This window comes from Pseudomonas sp. EggHat1 (genome assembly GCF_014892995.1).
Taxonomy (GTDB): Bacteria; Pseudomonadota; Gammaproteobacteria; order Pseudomonadales; family Pseudomonadaceae; genus Aquipseudomonas; species Aquipseudomonas chaetocerotis.
The window spans coordinates 71,966-98,378 of record NZ_JACKQK010000003.1 but is presented as its reverse complement, the minus strand read 5'-3'; the positions used below and the strand labels follow the sequence as shown (position 1 = coordinate 98,378).

Sequence of the window (26,413 nt, the reverse complement as noted above, 5' to 3'; positions counted from 1 at the left end):
CGTAGCCCTTCAATACTCGTCGCAGACTCCGCCAATCCACAAATCCGACTGGCGGAGTCACCCATGGAACAGCAGCACAAGAACATCTGGATATTCCCCCTGGCCCTCGCCGGTGTACTCGCACTCAGCGGGTGCGAACAGGCTGCGCAAACTCAGGCGCAAATGCCCGCTCCCAAGGTCAGCGTCGCCGAAGTCATCGAACAGCCGATCAACGAGTGGGACGAGTTCACCGGGCGTCTCGAAGCGCCGCAGTCCGTCGAAATCCGCCCGCGCGTTTCCGGTTACATAGACAAGGTCGCTTTCGACGAAGGCACCCTGGTGAAAAAAGGCGATCTGCTGTTCCAGATCGACCCGCGTCCGTTCCAGGCGGAAGTCAAACGCCTCGAAGCCCAGCTGCAACAGGCCCGCGCCGGCCAGGCCCGCGCCGCCAACGAAGCACGCCGTGGTGAGCGTCTGCGTCAAAGCAACGCCATCTCCGCCGAACTGGCCGATGCTCGTGCCAGCGCCGCCACCGAAGCACAGGCTCAGGTCGCCGCAATCGCCGCCGAGTTGGAAAACGCCCGCCTCAACCTCAGCTTCACCCGCATCACCGCGCCCATCGACGGCCGCGTCAGCCGCGCCGAAATCACCGAAGGCAACCTGGTCGGAGCCGGCGAGAGCCTGCTGACCTCGGTGGTCTCCACCGACAAGGTCTATGCCTACTTCGATGCCGATGAACGTGCCTTCCTCAAGTATGTCGAGCTGGCCCGTGAATCCGGCTCCGACGCCCGTGGTGCCAGCCCGGTGTACCTCGGTCTGTCCGATGAGACCGACCATCCACACCTGGGCCAACTGGACTTTCTCGACAACCAGGTCAACCCGCGCACCGGCACCATTCGCGGCCGCGCCGTGTTCGACAACCAGGATGGCCGCTTCACCCCGGGCCTGTATGCCCGTCTGAAGCTGGTGGGCAGCAAGCCCTACGCTGCCACCCTGATCAAGGACGAAGCCGTCGGTACCGACCTGGGCAAGAAGTACGTGCTGGTGCTGGGTGACGACAACGCCGTGGCCTATCGCTCCATCGAGCTGGGGCCGAAGCTTGAAGGTCTGCGCATCGTCCGCAGCGGCCTGAGCAAGGGCGAGAAGATCGTGGTCAACGGCCTGCAGCGCGCCATGCCTGGCTCCACCGTCGATCCGCAACCGGTGTCCATGGCCGATGACAGCACCCTCGAACAACTGGCCCGTATGCGCCAGGCCGTCGATGGTAGCCAGGCCCCGCGCATCGCCGCCGACAAAATCGAAGCTCGCTCGCCGCGCGGCTGATCAAGCCCGCGCGACTAGAGGAAAGACTCATGAATTTCTCGCAATTCTTCATCCAGCGGCCGATATTCGCCGCGGTGCTGTCGCTGCTGATCCTGATCGGCGGTGCCATCTCGCTGTTCCAGCTACCGATCAGCGAATACCCGGAAGTGGTGCCTCCCACCGTCGTGGTGCGTGCCGACTTCCCGGGTGCCAACCCCAAGGTGATCGGTGAAACCGTCGCCTCGCCGCTGGAACAGGCCATCGTCGGCGTCGAAGGCATGCTCTATATGTCGTCGCAGTCGACCATCGACGGCCGCCTGACGCTGACCGTGACCTTCGCCCTCGGCACCGACCTGGACAATGCCCAGGTACAGGTGCAGAACCGCGTCACCCGCACCATGCCGACACTGCCCACCGAAGTGCAGCGTCTCGGTGTGACCGTGGACAAGGCCTCCCCGGACCTGACCATGGTGGTGCACCTGACCTCGCCGGATCAGCGCTACGACATGCTCTACCTGTCCAACTACGCCGCGCTCAACGTCAAAGACGAGCTGGCGCGCCTGAACGGCGTGGGCGACGTACAGCTGTTCGGCATGGGCAACTATTCACTGCGCGTGTGGCTCGACCCGAACAAAGTGGCCTCGCGCGGGCTGACCGCCACTGACGTGGTCACCGCCATTCGTGAGCAGAATCGTCAGGTCGCCGCCGGTGCCCTCGGCGCGCCGCCTTCCGATGCAGGCAACAGCTTCCAACTGTCGATCAACGCCCAGGGCCGCCTGGTCTCCGAGGAAGAGTTCGAGAACATCATCATCCGCGTCGGCGACAACGGCGAGATCACGCGTCTTCGCGATATTGCCCGCATCGAACTGGGCTCCAATCAGTACGCACTGCGCTCGCTGCTGAACAACCAGCCGGCGGTCGCCATCCCGGTGTTCCAGCGACCCGGCTCCAACGCCATCGAGATTTCCGACTCGGTGCGCGAGCGCATGGCCGAACTGAAGAAGTCCTTTCCGCAAGGCATGGACTACGAAGTCGTCTATGACCCGACCATCTTCGTCCGCGGCTCCATCGAGGCGGTGGTGCACACCCTGCTCGAAGCCGTTGTGCTGGTGGTGCTGGTGGTGGTGCTGTTCCTGCAGACCTGGCGTGCCTCGATCATCCCCCTGGCTGCCGTGCCGGTGTCCTTGATCGGTACCTTCGCGGTGATGCACATGTTCGGCTTCTCGCTCAATGCCCTGTCGCTGTTCGGCCTGGTGCTGGCAATCGGTATCGTGGTGGATGACGCCATCGTCGTGGTGGAGAACGTCGAGCGCAATATCGCTCTTGGCAAATCGCCGGTCGAGGCCACTCGGCAGGCCATGAAGGAGGTGACCGGCCCTATCGTCGCCACCGCCCTGGTACTGTGCGCCGTATTCGTGCCGACTGCTTTCATCTCGGGGCTCTCGGGCCAGTTCTACCAGCAGTTCGCACTGACCATCGCGATTTCCACGGTGATCTCGGCGATCAACTCGCTGACCCTGTCGCCAGCACTCGCCGCCATCCTGCTCAAGGATCACAACGCGCCGAAGGATGCCTTCTCACGCTGGCTCGACAAGTTGTTCGGTGGCTGGCTGTTCGCTCCGTTCAACCGCATGTTCGAGCGCGCCAGCAACCGCTATGTCGGCACTGTGCGCCGTGTGCTACGTGGCAGCAGCATCGCCATGCTGGTCTATGGTGGCCTGCTGGTGCTCGGTTACCTGGGCTTCGCCAGCACTCCGACCGGTTTCGTGCCGCAGCAGGACAAGCAGTACCTGGTGGCCTTCGCCCAGTTGCCGGACGCCGCGACGCTCGATCGCACCGAAGCAGTGATCAAGCACATGAGCGAAATTGCCGGTAAACATCCGGGTGTGGAAAACACCATTGCCTTTCCCGGCCTGTCGATCAACGGTTTTACCAACAGCCCGAACAGCGGCATCGTCTTCGTCGCCCTCAAGGACTTCAGTCTGCGCAAGGACGAAAGCATGTCTGCCGGCGCCATTGCCGCAGAGCTCAATGGCCAGTTCGGTGAGATTCAGGAGGCCTACCTCGCCATCTTCCCGCCACCGCCGGTACAGGGCCTGGGCACCATTGGCGGCTTCCGCCTGCAAGTTCAGGATCGAGGCAACCTGGGCTATGAAGAGCTGTACGCGCAGACCCAGAACATCCTCAACAAGGCCCGCCAGTTGCCGGAGCTGAACCCAATGTCGGTGTTCACCAGCTATCAGGTCAACGTACCGCAGGTCGATGCCGCCATCGACCGCGAAAAGGCCAAGACCCACGGTGTGGCCATCAGCGATATCTTCGACACCCTGCAGGTGTACCTGGGCTCGCTGTACGCCAACGATTTCAACCGTTTCGGCCGCACTTACCAGGTCAACGTCCAGGCCGACCAGCAATTCCGCCTGGAGCCGGAGCAGATCGGTCAGCTCAAGGTGCGTAACAACCGTGGTGAGATGGTGCCACTGTCGACCTTCGTCAAGGTCGATGACAGTTCCGGCCCTGATCGGGTGATGCACTACAACGGCTTCCTCACCGCCGAGATCAACGGTGCCGCCGCGCCGGGTTACAGCTCGGGCCAGGCTGAAGCGGCCATCGCCAAACTGCTCAACGAGGAACTGCCGATCGGCATGACCTTCGAGTGGACAGATCTGACTTACCAGCAGATCCTCGCCGGCAATACTGCGATCTTTATCTTCCCGCTCTGCGTGCTGCTGGCCTTCCTCGTGCTGGCCGCCCAGTACGAAAGCTGGAGCCTGCCAATGGCGGTGATCCTGATCGTGCCGATCGTGCTCTTCACCGCCATCGCCGGGGTGATCATCGCGGGTCTCGACAACAACATCTTCACTCAGATCGGTCTGATCGTGCTGGTGGGCCTGGCGTGCAAGAACGCCATTCTGATCGTCGAGTTCGCCAAGGAGAAACAGGAAGAGGGGCTCGATCGTGTCGCGGCCGTGCTTGAGGCCTGCCGCCTGCGTCTGCGCCCGATCCTGATGACCTCGATCGCCTTCATCATGGCCGTGGTGCCGCTGGTGCTGTCCAGCGGTGCAGGCGCCGAGATGCGCCATGCCATGGGCGTGGCAGTGTTCTCCGGGATGATCGGCGTGACCTTCTTCGGTCTGCTGCTGACGCCGGTGTTCTATGTCCTGATCCGCGGCTTCGTCGAAAAACGCGAAGCCCGCAAAGCCGCCCGTCTGCAGGAGTCGCATGCATGAAAGCCTTTGCCCCCGCTCTCCTGACCCTGGCGCTGTCGGCCTGCGCCGTCGGCCCGGATTATCGAGCGCCCGTGACCGACCCAGCGCGCATTGCCGCGCTGGAAGCGGCAGATTACGACCGCAGCCGTTTCGAAGCCGCCTGGTGGCAGCAATTCGACGACCCGACGCTGAACCAGTTGGTGCAGCGCTCGTTGCAGGACAACCGCGAGCTGCGCGTGGCCTTCAACCGCCTGCGTGCGGCACGGGCGATCCGCGATGACGTGGCCAACGACCGCTTCCCCACCGTCACCAGCCGCGCCAGTGGCGAGTTTGGCAAGGCCCAGCAGCCGCCGACCACGGACGAGCGCATCCGGCAGGAACGCTACGACCTGGGGCTGGACATGGCCTGGGAAGTGGACCTGTTCGGTCGTATCCAGCGCCAATTGGAAGCCAATGAAGCGCGCATCGAAGTGGCCGAAGCTGATTACTACCAGTTGCAGGTCAGCCTGATCGCCGAACTGGTCGATGCCTACGGAACCCTGCGTGGCGCACAACTGCGCGAAAGCATCGCCCGCGAGAACCTGAAGAATCAGCAGGATTCGCGTGCCATCACCGAGCAGTTGCGCGATGCCGGTGTTGGCAACGAGCTGGACGTACTGCGCGCCGATGCACGTCTGGCCGCCACCGAAGCCAGCCTGCCGCAACTGCAGGCGCAACAGGTGCGTGCACAGAATCGCATCGCTACCCTGCTTGGCCAGCGCCCGGAGCAGTTGCAGATCGATCTGTCGCCAAAACCCCTGCCGGTGATTGCCAAGGCGCTGCCCATCGGCAATCCGGCCGAGCTGCTGCGTCGTCGTCCTGATATCCAGGCTGCCGAGCGGCAACTGGCGGCGGCTACTGCAGAGGTTGGCGTGGCGACGGCAGATTTGTTCCCGCGCGTCAGCCTCTCCGGCTTTCTCGGCTTTACCGCCGGACGTGGCTCGCAGCTGGGTTCGTCAGCTGCCCGCGCCTGGGGTGTAGCGCCAAGTATCAGCTGGGCGGCCTTCGATCTCGGTAGCGTGCGGGCGCGCCTGCGTGGCGCCGAAGCCGAGGCCGATGGCGCGTTGTCGCAGTACGAGCAGCAGGTGTTGCTGGCGTTGGAAGAATCGGAAAACGCCTTCAGCGACTACGGCAAGCGCCAGCAACGTCTGGTTTCCCTGGTGCGCCAGGCCGAAGCCAGCCGCGCGGCGGCGGATCAAGCGGCGATTCGCTATCGTGAAGGCACGGTGGATTTCCTCGTGCTGCTGGACGCCGAACGTGAGCGCCTGGCCGCCGAAGATGCCCAGGCCTCGGCGGAGGTCGAGCTCTACAGCGGTATCGTCGCGATCTACAAGGCGCTCGGTGGCGGTTGGCAGCCGCAGGCCTGAACCCACTCTCCCCGGTCGGCGTCATGCCGACCCTCCTCAGCCCCAGGGTTCGATGCTCTGGGGCTTTTTTATGAGTCGCTCGCTACCCGGTTACGGCCCAGCGCCTTGGCCCGATACAACGCGGCATCGGCCCGTTGCAGGAGGCTTTGTGGCGGGCTTGCGGCATCGCTTCGCATCGAGGCGACGCCGATGCTGATGCTGATATGGCCCAACGGCGAGTGCTCGTGCGGCAGCGCCAATGCCGCCACGGCTTCTACCAGCTTCTCTGCCATGCTTTGCGCGCCATCGAGGCCGGTAGACGGTGCCAGAAAGACGAATTCCTCACCCCCATAGCGCGCCACCAGGTCGGTGGAGCGATTGATGGTCGCAGCCAGGGTATGTGCAATCTGCTGCAGGCAGCTGTCGCCAGCCAGATGGCCGTAGTGGTCGTTATAGGCCTTGAACCAGTCGACATCCACCAGGGCCAACGCCAGAGGGTAGCCAACACGCTGGGCACGCTGCCATTCCTTGATCAAGACCTCGTCGAAGTGTCGGCGGTTGGCGATACCGGTCAAGGCATCGGTCAGGCTCAGCGTCTGCAGGCGGCTGTTGAGCACTCGCAGCTCTTCGGTACGCTCGGTGACGCGGTACTCCAGCTCGCGCTCCGAACGTTGCAGGGTTTCGACCAGTTGCTCCTGAGTTTGCAAAAGTCGTGCTTGCGCCTGGAGCTTTTCCTGGCGCATGACGTTGATACGGTCGGCCAGGGCGAAGGCCAGTAGCAGCATCTCCAGCGATGAGCCGATCTGCAGGCCATCCACGGTAAAGGCATTGGTCGGCAAGATGCCCATGGCACGCAGGGTGGTGGTTGCGCCACCCAGAATCAGCAGGCCAAAGGCGGCCAGGAAGAAGTAGGCGCTGCGCTGACGCTTGAGGGCGCAGGCCAAGGCCACGCCCATCATCACGAAAGCCGTCAGCAGATTGATCACGATGGCTATGCGCGATACCTGCGCCAGGGCGGCGGCGTAGATCAGCGGGGAAATCAGATACAACGCTACCAACGCCAGCAACCAGCGGTCGACCCGCGGCAGAAGACGTGCGGTCTGCAACATGCTGCGCATGAACAGCAGCATGCCGCTCAGCGCCAGTGATGCGCCCGAGTAATAGGCCACGTTGGAGTTGAGCGGCAGGCCGAACAGCGTCCAGTGTGGCGCCATACCGTTCTTTATGGTCAGGGCGCAGACGGCGCACAGCACGAAGGTCACGTAGAGCAGGTAAATACGCTCACGCAGGGCGATGAACAGCATCAGGTTGAACAGGATCATCGCGACGGCGATGCCCATGTAGCCGGCGCGCGCCATGTAGTCCTCACGCGCATAGGCTTGAAAACCTTCGACGGTCCAGAGCTGCAGCGGCACCAGCAGGCCAATGCTCGACTCGACCCGAAGGTAGATCTCCTGCTGCGAGTTCGCGGCCAGTTGCAGCGCGAAGACGAAGTTGCGGTTGTCGTAGGCCTTGGCAGTCTGCGGTCGGTCAGCACCTGTGCGCCAGACACGATAGCCGCCCTGCCCGTCCGGCACGTAGGCGTCGACCTGGGAAATGCGCGGGTTGTCCACCACCAGCAAACGGGTCAGTGCCTGGTTGCTGCTGTTGCCGATGGCCAGGCGGAACCAGTAGGCCGAACGCGTGAAACCCAAAGCAAACGACGCGCTTGCGATGCGCTCATGATGGAAGCGCTCGGCCATTTCGGCCGAGCGAGCGGTCTCGATCGTCAGTGTACGAGTAGAATCCTCCAGGAGCCCTACCCATGTCGTCAGTGACAAAGGCTCCTCTTTCAGCTGCGCACTATCGAGTACACGATCGTCTGCCCACGCGCCAAGCGAGCAGATCATCGAACTCAACAACAACCAGCGGATTAACCGAAGACGATGGCGGCGATTCATGAGCACATTTCGAGGGCAGCGCGGACCGAGATATGGTCGGCGCATGATCAGAGACCTAAAGGCTTCAGCACAAGCTTAATAGATGCCAAAAAGCCAGGAGCCTTTACTGGCCAGCCCAGGCTGTCACCCTGGACACTCAAAACAGGCAAGGAGACCCACTATGACGCCGGATCAGATCGCCGCCTTCTGCCTCGCCTTGCCCGGCGCCCGCGAAGACCTCAAGTGGGGTAGCAACCGGGTGTTCTCAGTGGCCGGCAACAAGATGTTCGCCATTCTCGATTTTCTTGGCGAGGACCTGGCCTTCAAGGTCGATAACGACTTGTTTCTCGGTCATGTAGACCGACCTGGCATCCGCCCTGCCCCATACCTGGCTCGTGCCTACTGGATCAGCATGAACGCTCACCGGCCGCCGCTGGGCGACGATGAGCTGCGCCAACTATTGACTCGCTCGCATCAACTGGTGGTTCGCCGCCTGCCCAAGCGCCTGCAACCTGGCCTGCTACTGGACGAATAAGGGTATGTGGCGGGCGACGTAGATGCCGTCGAGCAACAGCAGATCGATCCAGAACAGCTGATGAACTGCGACAATCAGCCAGAAAACGGCCTGATAGGACGCCTTGCGCGTCTTGTGCCGGAACATCTGCTGAGCGATCAGCGCACCTGGCCAGCCACCCGCCAGCTCGACCAGATGCAGCATATTTTCCGCTGTGCGTCGGTCACCCGTCTGGGCACTGCGTTTATCCAGCCAGTACTGCAGGAAACTCAGCAGGCTGGCCAGCAGATAGAGCGGTAATACCCACCACCCCCCCTTGCCGAACAGAGTTACGGCGCCGAGCAATGGCAGGAGGCAGAGCAACGCGAGCACCACAGCCTTGCTGGAGACGTTGTGGATGGAGCCTTGAGTGGATGACCGCAGTGCGGGTTTGGCAGCAGCCTTGCGTGCTGCAGGAACAGCCTTGCCGGGCGCTTTCGGTTTACGCCGGATCGATTGGCGATCGAGACTGAGCTCGCCAGCCAGGCGCAAGTGCTCGGCGCGTGGCCGCCCTTTTTTGTCACGCCCTTCGATGAACAGCACCTCGTCGCCCGGCTGCGGACGGCGATCACCGCGCATCACCGAGATGTGCGCGAAGACCTCAGCGCCACCATTGAGCGGCTGGATGAAACCAAAACCCTTGGCGTCATCCCAGCTTTTCAGGCGCCCCTTGCGCTCGTTGCCAATCACGGCTGCGCCGTGCTCCAGTCGATCAGGTGCAACTGCCAGGTCGCGAGAATCACCAGGCCGAAGGCGATGCGGTACCAGGCGAACACCGCATAACTGTGGCTGGTGATGAACTTGAGCAGCGCGCGCACGGTGATCATTGCAACGATGAAGGTGCTGATGAAACCGATGGCGAAGATCGGCAAGTCACTCATCTGCAGGATGTCGCGGTACTTGACCAGCGAATAGACCGTAGCTGCGACCATGGTCGGCATGGCCAGGAAGAAGGAGAACTCGGTCGCCGCCTTGCGCGACAAACCGAATACCAGGCCGCCGATGATGGTGGCACCCGAACGGGACGTACCCGGAATCAGCGCCAGACATTGCGCAAAGCCAACCTTCAGCGCCAGCTTCCAGGTCATGTCGTCGACCGTTTCGGCCTTGATCGCGTGCTCGCGCTTCTCTGCCCAGAGCATGATGATGCCGCCAATGATCAACGCCATGGCGACCGTGATCGGATTGAACAACCAATGCTCGATCAGATCGGCGAAGGCCAGGCCGAAAATCACCGCAGGAATGAATGCCAGCAGCAGGTTGAAGGTGAAACGCTGCGCGTTCGGGTCGCTGGGCAAGCCGATTACGACACCGAGTACCTTCGCTCGAAACTCCCAGATGACAGCCAGGATGGCGCCAAGCTGGATGATGATCTTGAACGCCGTCGCCTTCTCGCCATTGAACCCCAGCAAATCACCAACCACGATCAGGTGCCCGGTGCTGGAAATCGGCAAGAACTCGGTCAGGCCTTCCACTATGCCCAGAATCAGGGCCTGAAAGGCCACCCATAAATCCATCAAATCCCCCAAAGCGCGGCAACTACCTACGCGTAAAACTCAGAACGTGGAGCATGGCCCCGGCCCTGGGACACAAAACCGTCATGGAGGTTCCTTGCAACGGTCTAGCCCGGTACTCATTCAGGTTCTGCGCCGGGCTGCCGAAATGCTATCAGACAACTAGAGTGAATAATGCCTCGATGTGACAGTATTGCTCTGCGCCCTTCGAGGCGGCCCTGAAGCCGACAATTACAACAATCAGGAATTCGTCCATGAACAGCTTACGTAGTCTTCCCATCAGCCGCCGTCTATGGCTGATCCTGGCGCTGGCCATTCTGACGCTGATCTTGCAGGGCGCTTATATGCTGCGCCAGATCCACATTGATCTTTACGCCGGCAAATCGGAAAAGACCGAGCATGTGGTGCAGAGTGCGGCCGGTATTCTCAAGCATTTCCACAGCCTGGAAAGCGCCGGCAGCCTGAGCCGCGAAGAGGCGCAGAAGCAGGCCATGGAGACGGTGCGCGGTTTGCGCTACGACGGCCAGGAGTACTTCTGGATCAACGACCAGACCCCGGTCATGCTCATGCACCCGATGAATGCCAAGCTCGAGGGCCAGAATCTTTCCGGCTTCAAGGATCCAGACGGCAAGGCGCTGTTCAACGAGATGGTCGCCATCTCCCGTAGCCAGGGGGCCGGCCAGGTCGACTACCGCTGGCCGAAACCCGGCGCCACTGACCCGGTACCGAAAATCTCCTACGTCGAACTGTTCCAGCCCTGGGGCTGGATCATCGGCTCCGGCGTCTATGTCGATGACGTGCAGGTGGAGTTCAGGGCCCAGGCGGTGAAAGCCATGAGCATCGGCCTGCTGATCGCCCTGCTCCTGACTGGACTGGTGGTGCTGATCACTCGCAGCATCGTGCAGCCTCTGCAGGCGGCCGTGGACGCCATGGCCAGCATTTCCAGCGGCGAAGGTGACCTGACCCGCAACCTCGACACCCACGGGCGTGACGAATTGACCGCCCTGGCGACCTATTTCAATGCCTTCACCGCGAAGCTGCGCCATGTGATCCGGCAGATGCTCGATTCGGCGGGGTCGCTCGACCAGGCCGCCCGCTCGCTTGGCGACATCTCCAGCGAAGCGCAGCGCCACAGCCAGCAACAGGCGCAGCAGATGGAGCTGGTGGCGACCGCTGTCAACGAGGTGACCTACGGCGTGCAAGACGTGGCGAAGAACGCCGAGCACGCCTCCAGCGAGATGCATACCGCCGAGGACCAGGCCAGCCAGGGCCAGCAAAACATCGAAGCGAGCCTGCGCCAGATCGATCAGTTGTCGGGCACCATCGACAAGGCTGTCGAGGTGATTCAGTCACTGGCCAGCGAGAGCACGCAGATCGGCAGCGTGCTCGAGGTGATCCGCTCCATTGCCGAGCAAACCAACCTGCTCGCTCTCAACGCCGCCATCGAGGCTGCCCGCGCCGGTGAGCAGGGCCGTGGTTTCGCTGTGGTCGCGGACGAAGTGAGACTCCTGGCGCAGCGGACGCAAACGTCCACCGCCGAAATTCAGGGCATGATCGAGCGCCTGCAAGGCAACTCCGAAGCCGCCGTCAAGGTGATCAACGAAAGCAGCCGCGCTTCCCAACTGACCGTGGAGCAGGCCAGCCAGGCTGGCGAGAGTCTCGCCCAGATCGCCCAATCGCTGCGCAACCTGACCGGGCTCAACGCCTCGATCGCCAGCGCCACCCTGCAACAATCTCACGTGGTGGAAGACATCAATCAGAACGTCACGCAGACGGCAGCGCTGGCACACAACACCGCCGAGGCTGCCGAGCAGTCGAGCGCGGCCAGTCAGCACCTGAAACAGCTGGCCGACCAGCTCAATCGTCTGCTTGGGCAGTTCCGCGTATGAGACGGACATGAGCAGCATGCAACATCAGGAGGTCGATTTCAGTCGGCCACAGAACCAGGACCTGATCTGGGACCTGGACAGCATGGCCCGCCGCGAGCTGGCCGAGCGTTTCATCAAGCTGTTCGAGAATCGCCTGTGCGTCTATTCCGAATCGGTGGGGCAGTTGTACACCAACTACAGCCTGCACTTCCCCACCGATCTTGGGCGCAAGATGGTGGTGCTGCCCAACCCCTACGCCTTCCACGACACCCTGCACGGCATCGATAGCCAGGCCATCCGCAAGACGGGCCTGTGCGTGTTGCCGGGCAAGGTCATGGGCAAGCCGGGGCTCTTGCTCAGCACCCAGATCAAGGATGGTGGGCCGGCGCCCAAGACCATGCCCTTCAAACCGGCACTGGCGCAGATCATCAGCAACCAGAAGAAAATTGGTGATCTGTTCTTGCCGGTATTGATGAAGGGCGATCTGCGCGAATTCGACCAGCAGATGCCCTATATCCACCTGCATCGCTTGCAACTGGCACGTCTGGAGCGATTGTCGAGCTTCGAGCGCGACGACATCCAGCAAACCATCACCCGCAAGCTGCTGATGCTCTATCGACAAGCCGACAGCCTGGTGTGCTGAGTCGCCTGCATCAGTACAATCGCCACCCTTTCCTTATTTGAGGGCGCCGGATGTCCTGGCTCGAACTCGTTGCCGCCGGATTCGGCATCGTCGCCGTCTGGCTGACCGTCAGACAGAACCCCTGGTGCTGGCCCATCGGCCTGATCATGGTGTTGCTCTACGCCTGGCTGTTCTATGACTGGCGGCTGTATTCCAACCTGCTCCTGCAACTGTTGTTCGCTGCGCTGCAGCTCTACGGCTGGTGGCAGTGGACCCGTGGCGGCGAACGCCACGATGGGCGCAATGTCAGCCGCCTGAGCGCGGTCGCAGTCCTGACTGGGCTACTGATCGGCGCGCTCGGTACCGGGCTGCTCGGCTATCTCATGGCGACCTACACCGACGCCAGCTCGCCCTGGCTGGATTCGGCGCTGACCGCATTCAGCCTGGTCGCACAATTGTGGATGGCGCAGAAGCGCCTGCAATGCTGGGTGCTTTGGGTAATCGTCGACCTCTGCTACGTGGCCTTCTTCCTCTATAGCGAGCTGTATCTGACTGCGGGTCTCTACGCCGCCTTCACCGCTTTGGCCGTCAGCGGTTGGCTGAGCTGGCGCCGCGACCCCGCGTTGCAGTGCGCGCCATGAAGGTGCTGGTACTGACCGGGCCGGAGTCCAGCGGCAAAAGCTGGCTGGCGGCGCACATACAGGCGCGCTTCGGTGGCATTGTGGTGGGCGAGTACGTGCGCGACTTCATCGACGAGCAGCAGCGCGATACCTGCTACGCAGACATCGACGAGATCGCTCGCGGTCAACTGGCCTGGGAGGATGCTGCGCGGGCAGCCAGGCCGCCGCTGCTGATCCTCGACACGCACCTGCTGAGCAACATGCTCTGGAGCCGTTGCCTGTTCGGCGATTGTCCACAGTGGTTGGAGGCCGAGTTGCTGGCGCGCCACTACGACCAGCATCTGTTGCTCGACCCCGCTGGCGTGCCCTGGATCGAAGATGGCCAGCGTTGCCAGCCACAGCTGGCAGAGCGGCAGGCCTTTCATCAGGCCTGCCGCGGCTGGCTGCAGGGTAACGGGCAGCGTTTCTGCGAACTTTCAGGTGGCTGGGACGAACGACGCCAGGCAGCGCTGAAGCAGGTCGCAATGCTCCTCGGCTCAGCGGATCAGGACGCTGGCCCAGGCCACTAACAGGCTCAGGCACACCACCAGCGTCAGTGGCGTACGTAGTGCCGGATACCATTGCGGCGCCAGTTCGACGCGTACCGCGTGCATGTCCGCCAGATACAGACCGATAAAGGCAAAAAGGAAAATCGGCAGCGACAAGCCCATCGGCAGTCCGCCAGCCAGTGCAGCCCAGCCCAGCAAGGGTGGAATCACCGAAAGCCCCAGCTGCAACTTGGCCTTCTCGTCGGTTTCCTCCGCACGCATCGCCAGCCCCCAGTGAATGGCGCCCATGAAGGCCAGGATCACGGCAGCGAAATCCAGCAATGCATCCAGCACGAAAGGCCGCCAGCCGATGGGAATCACCCAGATGCCCAGCGCACCGCCAACGAATGGCACCAGCCCGGCATAACCCAGCAACACGGCCAGTTGCGGCGGCTTCTCGGCGTCGAACGGGTGCATGACGATCTCCTTGGCGATAGGTGTGCCGAGCACCTTAGCAGTGTTTCTCGAGCGTTACAGCCATGAGCCTCAGCGCAGGCGATGCTTGTGCAGCAAGCGATAGAAGGTTGGTCGCGACACCCCGAGCGTCCGCGCCGCCTGGCTCATGTTGTTGGTGTAGCGACCCAGGACGTCGTTCAGCGCCTGCCGTTCGGCGCGCAGTATGTAGTCCTCCAGCGTCACCGGGGCGTCGATGCTGGCCTGTGCCGGGCGCAAGCCAAGGTCGGCTGCGAGAATCTGTCGTCCTTGAGCCCGCACCAGCGCGCGGACCACGCGATTGCGCAGCTCGCGAACATTGCCTGGCCAGGGATGGCTGATCATGGCGTCTATCGCTTCTTCGCTGAAACGCCGATGATGCCGCCCGATCATTGCCCCGTGCTGTTTGGCGAAATGCTCGGCCAGCAGCGACAGATCACCAGGATGCTCGCGCAGATTCGGCGTTTGCAGCTGTTGCGCTGCCAATTGATGAAACAGATCCCGTCTGAAACATCCCTGATGCAGGGCCTGCACCAACTCGCCTCGGTCCAGGGTCAACAGATGCGCTTGAGGATTGCGCTGCAGGTAGTCCAGCAACCTTTGCTGGTCCATCTCAGAAAGCCGAGAGGCGTTTTCGAGTAGCACGCTGGTGATGCTCGATGCGGCGAGAGCAGCACCGTCGAGAGGTTCGGCGCAGTCGATAACGCGCATGGCCTCGGCTGAGAAAGATGAACGCTGGTGGAGCAAGCGTGCCAGAAGATGCTTGCCGCTGCCGCGCTCCCCGCTGACAAGCAGCGGTCCATCGGTATGACTCAGGCGATCCAGCTGCCGACGCAGACTGCGCGCTGCAGCGCAATTGCCCAAAAACTGCGGCGCATGTCGTCCTTCATTTTTTAATCTGCGCAAGCGAGTGGCTGCCTGCGCCTGTTGCAAGGTTTCCAGTAACCGGGGCATTTCCACTGGCAATGTCAGCGCGGCGAAACACCATTCACCGACCAGCTCATCACCGCCGACCTGCATCAATCGCTCGGCATCCGCCAGCACGATGCAGCCAAGCTTTGTCAGTTGCAGTTGCTTGAGCAGCGCATGACCAGGTTGCTGATCGAGGTAAAGCAGGAGTGCATCGCCTGCATGGCCGTTGAGCGTTTCTGGCGTGCAGCGCTGCACGGTCCAGCCAGCGGCCTGCAACGGCTGAAACAGCACTTCGCATGCCTCGAAAGGATCGAGCACGAGTAATTGCCGGGATGCGACGGAAACAGCCTCCAACATACTCCATCCTTGGCGCCATTATTTTGTAATTCCAATAAAAACAACAATTTGGCGCTCGCAAACGTAAAGTTAGCAAGAACTTTGACGCTTCATGGATCATTTCTCTATATGCATTGTTCCTGCTGGTTATTGAAGAGTTTTCATGATCACGGCGATGGCACCTTGCCAATAGCCTGCAGTATTGGCATAACAGGCTGATTAATAAGAACGCTACAAGGAAGTCTCTGATGCGTCTGCTGCGCCGCACCCTGAAACTCGTCATTTTGTTGGCACTGATCGGCCTGGCGGTTGCGCTGTATTACGTGGCCAACCCCAACCTCCCGACCTATCAGCAGCCCAGTGAGCTGCACTATCTGGACCAGTGGAGCGAGGAGCAGCGCCAGACCTATTACTACACGCCACAGGGCACCACGGTTAAAGGCCTGCGTTATGACTGGTTCAGCGCGCTGGAAATGCCGTTCGGCACCGAGAAATTCGCCCGCCTCGATTATCTGGCCCGCTTCGGTTTTCTCACCGATCCCGGGCAGCGGCCAAGCGATCTGAATCCCGGCAATCTTCCGGTCGGCTTTACCCGTCACCAGGACAGCGAAAGCGGCGAGCACTTCCTCGATATCAGCTGCGCCGCCTGCCATACCGGCGAGCTGCGCTACAAAGGTCAGGCCGTACGTATCGACGGTGGTGCAGCCCTGCACTCGCTGGCCTCCACCGTGCCGACCCTGCGTGGCGGCGGCTTTGGCCAGGCGCTGGGTATGAGCATGGCCTTCACCTATTACAACCCACTGAAATTCCGTCGTTTTGCCCAGGAAGTCCTGGGTGATCAATACCCAGAGGGCCGTGATCAACTGCGCGAAGATTTCAAGCAAGTGCTCGACCGGCTGCTGGCGACCGCCTTCAACGACTGGCACCGCGGCCTGTATCCGACCGAAGAAGGTTTTGGCCGTACCGATGCATTCGGTCGTATCGCCAATACCGTGTTCGGTGATGTGCTGGATGACGCCAACTACCGCGTCGCGAATGCCCCGGTCAGCTACCCGCAACTCTGGGATATCTGGAAATTCGACTGGGTGCAATGGAATGGCTCGGCCATGCAGCCGATGGCGCGCAACGTTGGCGAAGCCCTTGGCGTCGGCGCCAGCCTGCATCTGCTCGACGAACATGGCAAAGGCGTCGCCGAGGCTGATCGCTACGCCTCCAGCGTGCGCCTGCATGACCTCTACACCCTGGAGGAAACCTTGAAACGGCTGCAGCCACCCAAGTGGCCAGAGGCTGTATTCGGCAAGGTGGATCTGCCGCTGGCTAGCCGTGGCAAAGCGCTCTACACCGAGAATTGCGCCTATTGCCATGCCCCCGATCCCAAGCCGCGCGACCAGCGCCTGGCACCGTCGCGCGACCCTGAGTGGAAGATGCGTGTCGTACCAATCAGCATCGTCGGCACCGATCCAACTACCGCCGACAACATCGCTGACCATCGTTTCGACATCAGCCGTCTGGGCTGGACCAAGGCTGAACTATCGCGCCTGGATGTGAAGCTGTTCGGTTCCAGCCTGGATGATGTCGATTTCAAGAGCATTTCCAGCGCCAAGGGTCTGGCCTATATCACCGCCTACGTGGAAAACCGCGCCTATCAGGACGCCGGTATCGGACCACAACAGCGCAAGGAAATGGATGGCTATGGCCTGCCCATCGGCGTACAGGAAAAGCGCGGCTACAAGGCCCGTCCACTCGACGGCATCTGGGCGACCCCGCCCTTCCTGCACAACGGCTCGGTACCCAACCTGTTCGAACTGCTCTCTCCCGTATACGAGAGGCAGGCTCAGTTCTGGGTCGGCGACTTCGAATTCGACCCGGTACGCGTGGGCTATCGCAGCGACAAGTTTCCAGGCGGTTTCCTGCTCGATACCCGCGTTACCGGCAACGGCAATGGTGGCCATGAGTTCCGCGATGGCTGCCGCCAGGAGGGTGTCATCGGGCGCGCCTTGTCGCCGGACGAGCGCCTGGCGCTGATCGAATACCTCAAGGTGCTCGGTAACGCTGACCTGGAAACCCGGCTCAGTGACGTGCCGGTACAAGCCTGGACGCCCGGTCCGAGCTGCGAAGGCTGATTTCAACCAACAGGTTCGAGAACAAGGATTGCAACGATGTTGAAACGCTTCTGGCTCTGGCTCGGCCGCCTGCTCGGCAAACTGCTGCTCACCGTCGCCCTGGTCGGCCTGGTTGGCTGGGGATTGGGCGAAGCCTATTACGCTTGGAAATTCTCCGGCCCGGTCTCCACGCAAGAGCAGATCGAGCCGGATGAAGCCGCGCTCACCAGGCTGATCATCGAAGACGCTGTACGTATCGTCGAGCAACACCGCGATAACACCCGCGTGCTGCGTGACGCCCATGCCAAGGCCCACGGCTGTGTCAAAGCCGAGGTGCAAGTGCTCGATACACTGGATGAGTCACTGCGCCAGGGTGTGTTCAGTGAGCCGGGGCACACCTGGCAGGCCTGGATGCGCCTCTCCAACGGCAATGCCTACCCGCAGTTCGACCGTGCCCGCGATGCGCGCGGCATGGCCATCAAGTTGCTCGATGTGCCTGGCGAGAAGCTCATGAAGAGCCCGGCGCATGCTGGCGAGCAGGATTTCGTGATGTTCAACCATCCGGCCTTCTTCGTTCGCGACGTGGCTGAATACCGCACCAACTTCGCCGCCCAGGCCGATGGCAAGAAGGCCCTGGCGTTCTTCCCCAGCTGGGACCCACGCACCTGGGAGGTGCGTCACCTGATAATCGCCCTGAAAACGCTGGCTCCAGCCCCAGAAAGCCCCGTGGCCACTACCTACAACTCCATCGCGCCATTCAAGCTCGGCGAGTTGAACATCAAGTACCGCGTGGTACCGGCTCCACAGAATTGCCCACCCTACGAGCTGCCGGAACAAAACACTGACTTGCCCAACTTCCTGCGCAATGCGCTCTACCAGCAGTTGTCACTGGACCGCGCACCGGCCTGTTTTGAACTTCAGGTGCAAAAACAGAACGCGCAGTACTACATGCCCATCGAAGATCCGACAGTCGAATGGAGTGAAAAGATATCGCCCTTCGAGAGCGTTGCGCGTATTACCGTACACCCTCAGGACTTCGATAGCCGCGAACAAAACCTGTTCTGCGACAATTTGTCCTTCAACCCCTGGCATGCACTTCCCGAACACCGCCCTATCGGTGGCATAAACCGTTTGCGCAAAACGGTATATGAGGCGGTAAGCGCCTATCGTCATCAGCGCAACGCCCCAGCCCCTGCCAGCGCTGCGCCACAGCCACTTACGCAAGAAACAGAGGCGGAACTTTTGCAGTAGAAAGTTGTAGCCGGCTAGACGCCAGAAGTTTTTATCAAGGCACACTACGCCGGTAATAAAACTTTTTTCAGGCATGTGTGACTTATGGGTCGACTGAGTTCATCAACAACATTGAAAGGCCAACATCAATAACCTGTTGGTCGCCATTGATTGTTGGGATCAACTCGGAGAAACCGACCCCATGAACACACCGCTGCGTTTCAACGAAGCCCTGCTGATTGCCGATCGCGCCTTCCGCCCGTTCCAGTGCGTGGCCTGGGCTCCGCAGGATGGCACCGGCGTCGTCAGCATCAGCGTCATCGACCGCACCAACACTCGCCTGCTTGGCCGCACCCAGCTGTCCAGCGCTACCTACAGTGACCCGCAACAGCTGGAAGACGCACTGCAGCGCTCGCGCGATGAGTTGAGCCGCCAGGGCTTCGATCTCGCGCCGTGGAGCATGCCGGAGTAAGTACTTTTCGGGGCGCCTTGTGCGCCCCCAGATTTGCCCCGTTGCGCTTAATCTCCGGCGGTTGCAGACTGCTGCAACGACCCACTGTGCCGAGCTTAGCGCCATGCTTGAACTGCGCCCCAATTGCGAGAACTGCGACTGCGATCTGCCTGCAGCCAGTGTTGACGCCTTGATCTGCTCCTTCGAGTGCACCTTCTGCCGCTCCTGTGCAGAATCCGTGCTGACGCTACGCTGCCCGAACTGCGGCGGCGAACTGGTAAGGCGCCCGATTCGCCCTGCCGAAAAGCTCGAGCGTTTCCCCGCCTCCAGCGAACGTGTGCTCAAAGCCTGAAATAAAAAAGGGGCGACCTTGGTCGCCCCTTTTTCATGTGCATGCGCTTATCAGTAGTAAGCGTTCTCGCGATTGCTGTGGTCGGTCACGTCACGCACACCCTTGAGCTCCGGAATGCGCTCGAGCAGGGTTTTCTCGATGCCTTCCTTGAGGGTATAGTCGGCCTGACCACAACCTTGGCAACCGCCGCCGAACTGCAGGACGGCGATGCCCTCCTCGACCACGTCGATCAGCGTCACCTGGCCGCCGTGGCTGGCCAGGCCAGGGTTGATCTCGGTCTGCAGGTAGTAGTTGATTCGCTCGTTGAGCGGGCTGTCTTCGTTGACCATCGGCACCTTGGCGTTCGGCGCCTTGATGGTCAGTTGGCCGCCCATACGATCGGTGGCGTAGTCGACGACTGCGTCTTCCAGGAAAGGCTCGCTGACACCATCAATCCAGGCGGTGAAACTGGCCAGGCCGACGGCGTTGTCTTCAGGCTTCTGCTCACCCGGCTTGCAGTAGGCAATGCAGGTTTCCGCGTAAGGCGTACCTGGCTGGGTGATGAAAACTCGGATGCCGATACCCGGCGTGTCCTGCTTGCTCAGCAGCTCGGCCAGGTAATCTTCGGCAGCTTGGGTAATGATGATGGCGCTCATGGCAACTCCTCGCGAACATGGGCGCAGTGTACGCCAGAGCGCCGCCCGGTTAAAGCCCAACTAAATTAGTAGGAATTGATCGCAGCCATAGCCGCCATGTGACAAGCAATCCGGAGCGCACTTCACATGCGCTCCGGTGATGCGCTCAGAGGTTTTGGTAGCGGTTCATGTCCAGCACGCCCGCCTCCAACGGTTGGGTTTCGCGAATATGCTCGGCGATATCATGGAAATAGCGCCAAAACTCGGGATGACTACGCCGTACGCCCCAGCGCTCGACAAGACGCTCGAAGGATTTTGCGTCGCTGACGCCCTCCATCTGCTTGACGAAGGCATCCACCTCGCCCGCTTTGACCGTGAACAGGAAATTCGGATAACTGCTCAGCACTTCCGGGTAGATGGTCAGGGTGTCCAGGCGCGGCTGATAGCGCAGCTCCTCTCCCAGCATGAACGCCACGTTGCTGTGTGCGCGGTTGCGCAGCAGGCTGTAGATCTCACGCGAACCATCGCTCAGCTCCACCCGCAGCATCGTCGCTTCTGGCAGTTGATCGATCACCCGCAAGCCGCCCGCCGGACGACTGGCCAGGCGCGCCAACGTCTGCTCGACATGTTGCAGCTCCCTGGGCAAACCGTCGCGATAACACTGTGCGCCCGTGCAGCGGTTGATCGGATCAGGACGCGCGTTGAGTTTGCCGTAGCGTTGCAGCAGTTGCTCGGCGAACTGCTTCTTCGGATCGTCACCGGTCAGGCCAATGGCGCTTGGCGAGCGATGATCGACCGAGGTGTAGTCCAGCAGCATCTTCAACTTGCCGCTGTTCTGATACCAGTCATCCAGATAAGCCTCACGAGAACGTGCTGGCAGCAGGCGCAGGAAGTTCACCTCGGCACCATTGCGGATCAGATCGAAATACAACCGCGTCTGCGCCTGGTGCGAGACGTTACCGAACACGTCGAAGTTGACCACCAGTTGGTAGTAGGTGCGCTCCAGCAGCGGGTAATCCATCCACCACAGGGTCTGCGGAATCTCGCCGAGCAGGCCTTTGCGCACCGAGGCACTGTCGTGCTGACGGAAGATCGACAGCAGCGCGTTGTCGTTGCCGCTCCAGATATGCGCCCAGTCTGCAGGAGGGGCGTCGGCGTAAGCGTCCTTGCGCAGGTTCTCGTAATCGTTGCGCTTGTCGCGATAGTTGCGCCACAGCCCCAGCAGATCGCCGATATCGTCGAACTGGCCGGGCATGGCCAACAGCGGCGTGGCCTCGCGCTGGTAATTGGCATCGGTGATGTAGAGATCGTGCTCCGGCGCCTGGAACACGGCCCAAAAGTTGTCGCGAATCACGTCAGTGGCGATCTGCCCGCGACACACCGGGCCACGGATAAAGGTGCGGACGAAGTACTCGGCGTTATCCAGCATGAACTGATAACGCGCACGCGCCGGAATCGCGGCGAAGGTTTCGAAGGGGTTGGCGCGACGTTGTGCGCCGTAACCCGGTACAGCGTCCAGCGCCCAATCTTCGCCGAAGAACAGCTCCTTGACCCGCGCCAGCTTGGCGTCACCCAAAGGATAGGTGATGTGCGTCTTGTGCACGATCACACCCTGGATCGGCCACAGCCGGTAGTAGAACTCGGTGCCCGGATCGTCGTTGGGGCGGCGCGTGGCGATCGGATCGATGGGTTTGCCGCTGGGGGTGCGCGAACGGACCACCTGGAAGAAGTGCCCAGACTCACCGCCCTCGAAGTGCAGATGCGCGAGGAACAAATGCTCGTACAACCAGCGCGACACAAGATCCTGCCGCGCACCGGGCGCATTCATGAAGCTTTCCCACTCTGCCACCTGGCGCAACTCGACCGCGCTTGGCGTGAGCGCCAGCTCGGCGACCGGGGCGCCCTGCGCCAGCCACTGTTCCAGGGTGGCGTACTCGTCATCGTTCAGACCCGTCACGGCGAACGGCATACCGCCATGGGGATTCTTCTGTGCGTAGGCGGCGAACTCACCCGGCAATGAACAGCTGTTGCTGCGGGTGATGGCAATATCGAGATTGTCCGGGAGCTTGGCATTGGGCTCCAATGGCTGACTGCGACCCAGCTCCAACATGCGCTTGATCAGCGCAGCCTGGCCGTTCTCGCCATCGAGCACCGAATGAAAGTCGCGCTGGCGCCAGGCGGCCTCGCCCTGTGCATCCAGATAAAGCCGAGTGGTCGCTTGCGCCTTGCTGCGCGTGCCGTCGTACACCAGCTGCTTGCTGGCGCCGCGTGCAATGCCTTCGCCACTGCCAAGATTGAGCTGGCACGGCGCGTCATAGCAGGTATGGCAGGCCACACATTTGTGGGTAAGGATCGGTTGGACGTCGTCGATATAGGAAATCGCTTCCGCTCGGGCCAGGCCGGCTGCGAAAGAAAGAAGAAACAGAGCAGCGGGCTTGAGCATGACCACGTCCTTGATTGCGATGCTGGCAATTCTAACGAGACGCCGCCCCTAGCAACATGAATGAAATTCATGGAAAGTCCTCTGGCGCTCCAGAACCCTGCAGCTTTGCTATCATCGCGCCCCTCTGTTTTCGCTTTGCTCAGGTAGTTCTCATGTCCGATCGCAGCGCCCGCCTCCAAGCCCTCCAGCAAGCTCTGAAGGAGCGCATCCTGATCCTCGATGGCGGCATGGGCACCATGATCCAGAGCTACAAGCTGGATGAGGCCGACTACCGTGGTGAGCGCTTTGCCGACTGGCCGAGCGACGTAAAAGGCAACAACGACCTGCTGCTGCTCAGCCAGCCGCAGATCATCGCAGCCATCGAGAAAGCTTATCTGGATGCCGGCGCCGACATTCTGGAAACCAATACCTTCAACGCCACTCAGGTATCCCAGGCCGACTACGGCATGGAAAGCCTGGCCTATGAGCTGAACCTGGCCGGTGCCCGCGTAGCCCGTGAAGTGGCCGATGCCAAGACGTTGGAAACCCCGGATCGCCCGCGCTTCGTTGCAGGCGTGCTGGGCCCAACCAGCCGCACCTGCTCGATCTCCCCGGACGTCAACGATCCCGGCTACCGCAACGTCACGTTCGACGAACTGGTAGACAACTACACCGAGGCCACTCGCGGCCTTATCGCCGGCGGCGCCGACCTGATCCTGATCGAGACCATCTTCGACACCTTGAACGCCAAGGCAGCGATCTTCGCCGTGCAGCAGGTCTTCGACGAAGACGGCGTCGAGCTGCCGATCATGATTTCCGGCACCATCACCGATGCCTCCGGCCGTACGCTGTCCGGACAGACCACCGAGGCATTCTGGAACTCGGTGCGGCACGCCAACCCAATCTCCGTCGGCCTGAACTGCGCCCTTGGCGCCAAGGACCTGCGCCCCTACCTGGAAGAACTGGCCAACAAGGCCGACACCCATGTGTCCGCCCACCCCAACGCCGGCCTGCCCAACGCCTTCGGCGAATACGACGAATCGCCCGCCGAGATGGCTGCGGTGGTCGAAGAGTTCGCCGCCAGCGGTTTTCTGAACATCATCGGCGGTTGCTGCGGCACTACGCCGGGACATATCCAGGCCATCGCCGAGGCCGTGGCCAAGTACCCGCCGCGCGTGATCCCGGACATTCCCAAGGCCTGCCGCCTGTCCGGCCTCGAGCCCTTCACCATCGACCGCAACTCGCTGTTCGTGAACGTCGGCGAGCGTACCAACATCACTGGCTCGGCCAAGTTCGCCCGCCTGATCCGCGAGGAGAATTACACCGAGGCGCTGGAAGTCGCCCTGCAGCAGGTGGAAGCCGGCGCTCAGGTGATCGACATCAACATGGACGAGGGCATGCTCGACTCGAAAGCCGCCATGGTCAGGTTCCTTAACCTGATTGCCGGTGAGCCGGACATCTCTCGTGTGCCGATCATGATCGACTCCTCCAAGTGGGAGGTGATCGAAGCCGGCCTGAAATGCATCCAGGGCAAGGGCATCGTCAACTCCATCTCCATGAAGGAAGGCGTCGAGCAGTTCAAGCACCACGCCAAGCTGTGCAAACGCTATGGCGCCGCCGTGGTGGTGATGGCCTTCGACGAAGTCGGACAAGCCGACACCGCTGCACGCAAGAAGGAAATCTGCCAGCGCAGCTACGATATCCTGGTCAATGAAGTGGGCTTTCCGCCGGAAGACATCATCTTCGACCCGAACATCTTCGCCGTCGCCACCGGCATCGAGGAGCACAACAACTACGCGGTCGATTTCATCGAGGCCTGCGCCTTCATTCGCGACAACCTGCCCTATGCACTGAGCTCGGGCGGCGTGTCCAACGTGTCGTTCTCGTTCCGTGGTAACAACCCGGTGCGCGAGGCGATCCACTCGGTGTTCCTCTACTACGCGATCCAGAACGGCCTGACCATGGGCATCGTCAACGCCGGCCAGCTGGAAATCTACGATGAGATTCCCAAGGAGCTGCGCGACAGGGTCGAGGACGTGGTGCTCAACCGCACACCCGGCGGCACCGACGCCTTGCTGGCAATCGCCGATCAATACAAGGGTGACGGCGCCGCCAAAGAAGTCGAAAACGAAGAGTGGCGTTCGCTTTCGGTCGTCAAGCGCCTGGAACACGCGCTGGTAAAGGGCATCACTGCCTTCATCGTCGAAGACACCGAGGAGTGCCGCCAGCAGTGCGCGCGCCCCATCGAAGTCATCGAAGGCCCGTTGATGAGCGGAATGAACATCGTTGGCGACCTGTTCGGCTCGGGCAAGATGTTCCTGCCCCAGGTGGTCAAGTCCGCCCGGGTGATGAAGCAAGCCGTGGCGCACCTGATTCCCTTCATCGAAGCGGAGAAAGGCGACAAGCCGGAAGCCAAGGGCAAGATCCTCATGGCCACGGTCAAGGGCGACGTGCACGACATTGGCAAGAACATCGTAGGCGTGGTGCTGGGCTGCAACGGCTACGACATCGTCGATCTGGGCGTGATGGTGCCGGCGGAGAAGATCCTGCAGACCGCCATCGCCGAAAAATGCGACATCATCGGCTTGTCCGGCCTGATCACCCCGTCGTTGGATGAGATGGTCCACGTCGCCAAGGAAATGCAGCGGCAGGGCTTCACCCTGCCGCTGATGATCGGCGGCGCCACCACTTCCAAGGCGCACACGGCGGTGAAGATCGACCCGCAGTACAGCAACGACGCGGTGGTCTACGTGACCGACGCCTCGCGCGCCGTGGGTGTTGCTACCCAACTGCTGTCCAAGGAACTCAAACCTGACTTCGTGCAGCGTACCCGCGACGAGTACGTGGTCGTGCGTGAGCGTACCTCCGCTCGCGCCTCGCGAACCGAACGTCTGAGTTACGACAGTGCCATCGCCAACAAGCCGAAGTTCGACTGGCCGAGCTACACCGCACCGAAGCCAAGCTTCACTGGCGTCAGGGTGCTGGATGACATCGACCTCAACGTACTGGCCGAGTACATCGACTGGACGCCTTTCTTCATCTCCTGGGACCTGGCCGGCAAATACCCGCGCATCCTCACCGATGAAGTCGTCGGCGAAGCGGCCACTGCCTTGTTTACCGATGCCCGGCAACTGCTGAAAAAACTCATCGACGAGAAGCTGATCAAGGCGCGCGCGGTGCTGGGTTTCTGGCCGGCCAATCAGGTGCGTGACGACGATATTGAAGTGTATGGAAAGGATGGCGAGCAGTTGGCCACCCTGCACCACCTGCGCCAGCAGACCATCAAGCCCGATGGCAAGCCGAACCTGTCGCTGGCCGACTTCGTCGCGCCCAAGGATAGCGGCGTGACCGACTACGTCGGAGGTTTCATCACCACTGCCGGCATCGGCGCCGAAGACGTGGCCAAGGCTTACGAGGCCAAGGGCGACGATTACAACGCGATCATGGTCAAGGCCCTTGCCGACCGCCTTGCCGAAGCTTGTGCCGAATGGCTGCACGAGCGCGTGCGCAAGGAGTACTGGGGTTACGCCAGGGACGAGCAACTGGACAACGACGCGCTGATCCGCGAGCAGTACAAGGGCATCCGCCCTGCCCCTGGCTACCCGGCCTGCCCGGATCACACCGAGAAGGCTACGCTGTTCAAGCTGCTCGACCCCGAGGCCGACTACCACAAGGCCGGCAAGAGCGGCGTGTTCCTCACCGAGCACTATGCAATGTTCCCGGCGGCGGCTGTGTCCGGTTGGTACTTCGCCCACCCCGAGGCGCAGTACTTCGCCGTGGGCAAGGTCGACAAGGATCAGATCGAGCAGTACAGCGAGCGCAAAGGTCAGGACATCGCCGTCAGCGAACGCTGGCTGATGCCCAACCTGGGCTACGACGACTGATGCAAAAGAGCCCGCAATCGCGGGCTCTTTTCATTCATGCAGCGACGAACAAGGTGCGGCTCGCGCCGATCATCTAAAAACTCGAACTCTCCTGCATGAGTGCAGCTCCAAAACATGTCG

At 61.5% G+C, this 26,413-nt stretch carries 20 protein-coding genes; 13 read left to right on the top strand and 7 right to left on the bottom strand.

The genetic code is table 11. From position 1 onward, the window contains the following. Positions 1-63 precede the first annotated feature (63 nt). The 3 genes from mexE to INS93_RS06810 are packed head-to-tail and all read left to right on the top strand — an operon-like array spanning position 64 to position 5,896. A complete protein-coding gene (gene mexE / locus INS93_RS06820; RefSeq protein WP_160018039.1) occupies positions 64-1,302 on the top strand; it encodes a multidrug efflux RND transporter periplasmic adaptor subunit MexE in 1,239 nt (412 codons plus the stop codon). 29 nt (positions 1,303-1,331) lie between these two features. After that, on the top strand, positions 1,332-4,511 hold the full coding sequence (locus INS93_RS06815) for an efflux RND transporter permease subunit (protein ID WP_192980798.1): 3,180 nt from the start codon (positions 1,332-1,334) through the stop codon (positions 4,509-4,511). Then, positions 4,508-5,896: an efflux transporter outer membrane subunit gene (locus INS93_RS06810; RefSeq protein WP_192980797.1), complete on the top strand. Its 1,389-nt coding sequence runs from the start codon at positions 4,508-4,510 to the stop codon at positions 5,894-5,896. The genes INS93_RS06815 and INS93_RS06810 overlap by 4 nt, the downstream gene beginning before the upstream one ends. A 68-nt stretch (positions 5,897-5,964) precedes the next feature. Here the strand turns inward: INS93_RS06810 and INS93_RS06805 are convergent, their stop codons facing one another. Continuing rightward, complete coding sequence (locus INS93_RS06805; protein ID WP_226945384.1) at positions 5,965-7,764, bottom strand: diguanylate cyclase; 1,800 nt, start codon at positions 7,762-7,764, stop codon at positions 5,965-5,967. 211 nt (positions 7,765-7,975) lie between these two features. On the opposite strand from INS93_RS06805, the gene INS93_RS06800 reads away from it, so the two are divergent. Continuing rightward, positions 7,976-8,329 (top strand): MmcQ/YjbR family DNA-binding protein, encoded by a 354-nt coding sequence (locus INS93_RS06800; RefSeq protein ID WP_192980795.1) that lies wholly within the window; start codon positions 7,976-7,978, stop codon positions 8,327-8,329. On the opposite strand, the gene INS93_RS06795 is transcribed toward INS93_RS06800, so the two are convergent. After that, a complete protein-coding gene (locus INS93_RS06795; protein WP_192980794.1) occupies positions 8,315-9,037 on the bottom strand; it encodes a DUF1294 domain-containing protein in 723 nt (240 codons plus the stop codon). The genes INS93_RS06800 and INS93_RS06795 overlap by 15 nt on opposite strands. Further along, a complete protein-coding gene (locus tag INS93_RS06790; protein WP_192980793.1) occupies positions 9,034-9,864 on the bottom strand; it encodes an undecaprenyl-diphosphate phosphatase in 831 nt (276 codons plus the stop codon). The genes INS93_RS06795 and INS93_RS06790 overlap by 4 nt, the downstream gene beginning before the upstream one ends. Positions 9,865-10,115: 251 nt before the next feature. On the opposite strand from INS93_RS06790, the gene INS93_RS06785 reads away from it, so the two are divergent. Genes INS93_RS06785 through INS93_RS06770 form a run of 4 tightly spaced genes read left to right on the top strand, consistent with a single transcriptional unit; the run spans position 10,116 to position 13,540 of the window. Next, positions 10,116-11,750, top strand: coding sequence for a methyl-accepting chemotaxis protein (locus INS93_RS06785; protein WP_192980792.1), 1,635 nt, complete (start codon positions 10,116-10,118; stop codon positions 11,748-11,750). A gap of 7 nt (positions 11,751-11,757) precedes the next feature. Continuing rightward, positions 11,758-12,372, top strand: a complete 615-nt coding sequence (locus INS93_RS06780; RefSeq protein ID WP_160018046.1) for a hypothetical protein — start codon at positions 11,758-11,760, stop codon at positions 12,370-12,372. A gap of 50 nt (positions 12,373-12,422) precedes the next feature. Beyond that, a complete protein-coding gene (pnuC, locus tag INS93_RS06775) occupies positions 12,423-12,992 on the top strand; it encodes a nicotinamide riboside transporter PnuC (protein ID WP_192980791.1) in 570 nt (189 codons plus the stop codon). Continuing rightward, entirely contained in the window at positions 12,989-13,540 is a 552-nt protein-coding gene (locus tag INS93_RS06770; protein ID WP_192980790.1) for an AAA family ATPase, read from the top strand. The genes pnuC and INS93_RS06770 overlap by 4 nt, the downstream gene beginning before the upstream one ends. On the opposite strand, the gene INS93_RS06765 is transcribed toward INS93_RS06770, so the two are convergent. Together INS93_RS06765 and INS93_RS06760 are read right to left on the bottom strand one after the other, a co-directional pair. Then, positions 13,508-13,975 carry a DUF3429 domain-containing protein gene (locus INS93_RS06765; RefSeq protein ID WP_160018049.1) on the bottom strand — a complete coding sequence of 156 codons (468 nt, stop codon included), beginning with the start codon at positions 13,973-13,975 and terminating at the stop codon, positions 13,508-13,510. The genes INS93_RS06770 and INS93_RS06765 overlap by 33 nt on opposite strands. A gap of 69 nt (positions 13,976-14,044) precedes the next feature. After that, a complete protein-coding gene (locus INS93_RS06760; RefSeq protein ID WP_319017541.1) occupies positions 14,045-15,220 on the bottom strand; it encodes a sigma 54-interacting transcriptional regulator in 1,176 nt (391 codons plus the stop codon). Positions 15,221-15,486: 266 nt separating this feature from the next. Between INS93_RS06760 and INS93_RS06755 the strand changes: the two genes are divergently transcribed. From INS93_RS06755 to INS93_RS06740, 4 genes are all read left to right on the top strand, one after another. Continuing rightward, on the top strand, positions 15,487-17,361 hold the full coding sequence (locus INS93_RS06755; RefSeq protein WP_192980788.1) for a di-heme-cytochrome C peroxidase: 1,875 nt from the start codon (positions 15,487-15,489) through the stop codon (positions 17,359-17,361). A gap of 36 nt (positions 17,362-17,397) precedes the next feature. Further along, positions 17,398-18,591 (top strand): catalase family protein, encoded by a 1,194-nt coding sequence (locus tag INS93_RS06750; RefSeq protein ID WP_192980787.1) that lies wholly within the window; start codon positions 17,398-17,400, stop codon positions 18,589-18,591. A 181-nt stretch (positions 18,592-18,772) separates the two neighbouring features. Continuing rightward, complete coding sequence (locus tag INS93_RS06745; RefSeq protein WP_160018052.1) at positions 18,773-19,042, top strand: hypothetical protein; 270 nt, start codon at positions 18,773-18,775, stop codon at positions 19,040-19,042. A 103-nt stretch (positions 19,043-19,145) separates the two neighbouring features. Continuing rightward, positions 19,146-19,373, top strand: coding sequence for a DUF1272 domain-containing protein (locus INS93_RS06740; protein ID WP_192980786.1), 228 nt, complete (start codon positions 19,146-19,148; stop codon positions 19,371-19,373). Between the two features lie 50 nt (positions 19,374-19,423). Here INS93_RS06740 and nfuA read toward each other — a convergent pair whose 3' ends face one another. Together nfuA and INS93_RS06730 are read right to left on the bottom strand one after the other, a co-directional pair. After that, complete coding sequence (gene nfuA, locus INS93_RS06735; protein WP_160018054.1) at positions 19,424-20,008, bottom strand: Fe-S biogenesis protein NfuA; 585 nt, start codon at positions 20,006-20,008, stop codon at positions 19,424-19,426. A gap of 145 nt (positions 20,009-20,153) precedes the next feature. Then, positions 20,154-22,430 (bottom strand): fatty acid cis/trans isomerase, encoded by a 2,277-nt coding sequence (locus tag INS93_RS06730; protein ID WP_192980785.1) that lies wholly within the window; start codon positions 22,428-22,430, stop codon positions 20,154-20,156. Between the two features lie 152 nt (positions 22,431-22,582). Between INS93_RS06730 and metH the strand changes: the two genes are divergently transcribed. Next, positions 22,583-26,293, top strand: coding sequence for a methionine synthase (metH, locus tag INS93_RS06725; protein ID WP_192980784.1), 3,711 nt, complete (start codon positions 22,583-22,585; stop codon positions 26,291-26,293). Positions 26,294-26,413: the final 120 nt, after the last annotated feature.